Source organism: Actinosynnema sp. NPDC023658 (genome assembly GCF_040639995.1).
Lineage (GTDB): Bacteria > Actinomycetota > Actinomycetes > Mycobacteriales > Pseudonocardiaceae > Actinosynnema.
The window spans coordinates 1-1,806 of the sequence record NZ_JBFAAX010001074.1; the positions used below are offsets into that span (position 1 = coordinate 1).

Below are 1,806 nucleotides of genomic sequence, written 5' to 3' on the forward strand. Positions count from 1 at the left end.
CGCCGTCGTTCGACACCCCTACCCGAGAGGACCTGCGGCCATGTCCGTGGACATCGTGCAAGTGATCAGCTCGACCATCCGGGAGCTCATCCCGGACTACGAGGGCGACGTGGCGCTGTCGTCCAGCTTCGAGGAGATGGGCGTGGACTCGCTGAGCCGCGTCGACCTGGTGGTGGCGCTGGAGCGCGAGTTCACCGTGGTCATCCCGGACGAGGTGCTCGCCCGGCTGGTGACCGTGCAGGACCTGGTGTCCTTCGTGCACGACGCCAGGCCGGCCGGCAGCGTTTCCCGGTGACCGACCTGCTGGCCGACGTCCGCGGCCGGACCGCGCTGGACCGGGTCTCGTCACTGCCCGGCCTGGCCGCGGTCGGCCGGGAGGCGGGTGACGCCTTCGGCGGCGTGCTCGCCACCGTCGGCAACACGCCGCTGATCGAGCTGAACCGCGTGGCGCCCGGCCTGGACGCGCGGGTGTTCGCGAAGCTGGAGCAGTTCAACCCGGGCGGCAGCGTCAAGGACCGCTCGGCGTTGAGCATGCTGCGGGACGCCATCGCGAGCGGCGACCTGGTGCCGGGCCGCAGCGTGGTGGTGGAGTCCAGCTCCGGCAACCTCGGCGTCGGCCTGGCGCAGGTCTGCGGGTACGTCGGGCTGCGGTTCGTGTGCGTGGTCGACGGCAAGACCAACCGGCAGACGCTGGCGATCCTGCGGGCCTACGGCGCCGAGGTCGAGGTCGTCACCGAGCCCGACCCGCGGACCGGCGAGTACCTGCCCAGCAGGCTCGCCAGGGTGCGCGAGCTGCTGGCGACCGTGCCGCACGCGTTCTGGCCCAACCAGTACGCCAACCCGCTCAACCCGCGGGCGCACGAGCGGACCATGCACGAGATCGCCAACGCGATGAACGGGCGGGTCGACTACCTGTTCTGCGCGGTCGGCTCGTTCGGCACGCTGCGCGGCTGCGCCCGCTACATCGCGGACAACGGCATGAACACCCGCATCGTCGGCGTGGACGCGATCGGCAGCGTCATCTTCGACGGCCAGCACGTCCAGCCCCGGCACATCCCGGGCCACGGCGCGTCGGTCCGGCCCGAGCTCTACGAAGCCGACGCGGCGCACCACGTGATCCACGTGTCGGACCTGGACTGCGTGGCCGCGTGCCGTCGACTGGCGGCGACCGAGGCGGTCCTGGCCGGCGGCTCCTCCGGCGCCACGGTCGCGGCGCTGGCGCGGTTCGCGGACCGCGTCCCGCCGGGCTCGCACTGCGTCCTGATCTTCCCGGACGCGGGGGACCGCTACCTCGACACCATCTACTCCGACTCGTGGGTGACCGAGCGCTTCGGCGCCGTGCCCGGGTGGGAAGAACAGGAACCCGACCGTTGCTGATCGTCACGCACGACGAGGTCGACCGCGTGCTGCGCGGCCGGGAGGCCGAGCTGGTCGACCTGGTCCGCACCGCCTACGAACTGCACGACGAGGGCCGGTCGGCGGTGCCGCACTCGACGTTCCTCCGCTTTCCGGGCGACGACCGCAACCGGATCATCGGGTTGCCCGCGTTCGTCGGCGGCGAGCACCCGGCCGCCGGGATGAAGTGGATCGCCTCCTTCCCCGGCAACCTCGGGTCGGGACTGCCCCGCGCCAACTCCGTGATCGTGCTCAACGAACTGGACACCGGGCGGCCGGTCGCACTGCTGGAGGGGTCGCTGATCTCCGCGAAGCGCACTGCGGCGAGCGCCGCCCTGGCCCGCGGTTCGGTGACGTGCCGTTGAAGGAGATCTCACGGATCGCGGTGGAGGGGTGGGTCAAGACGTTGCG

Annotated in this window: 3 protein-coding genes; all 3 read left to right on the forward strand. The window is 71.8% G+C overall.

Annotated features, from left to right (window positions below):
• Positions 1 to 295 (forward strand): acyl carrier protein (locus AB0G02_RS38205; protein WP_360804792.1); only part of this gene is annotated, 295 nt, incomplete at its 5' end.
• Entirely contained in the window at positions 292 to 1,377 is a 1,086-nt protein-coding gene (gene sbnA / locus AB0G02_RS38210) for a 2,3-diaminopropionate biosynthesis protein SbnA (RefSeq protein WP_360804795.1), read from the forward strand. The genes AB0G02_RS38205 and sbnA, both read left to right, overlap by 4 nt.
• Positions 1,371 to 1,760, forward strand: a complete 390-nt coding sequence (locus AB0G02_RS38215) for a hypothetical protein (RefSeq protein ID WP_360804798.1) — start codon at positions 1,371 to 1,373, stop codon at positions 1,758 to 1,760. The genes sbnA and AB0G02_RS38215 overlap by 7 nt, the downstream gene beginning before the upstream one ends.
• Positions 1,761 to 1,806 lie beyond the last annotated feature (46 nt).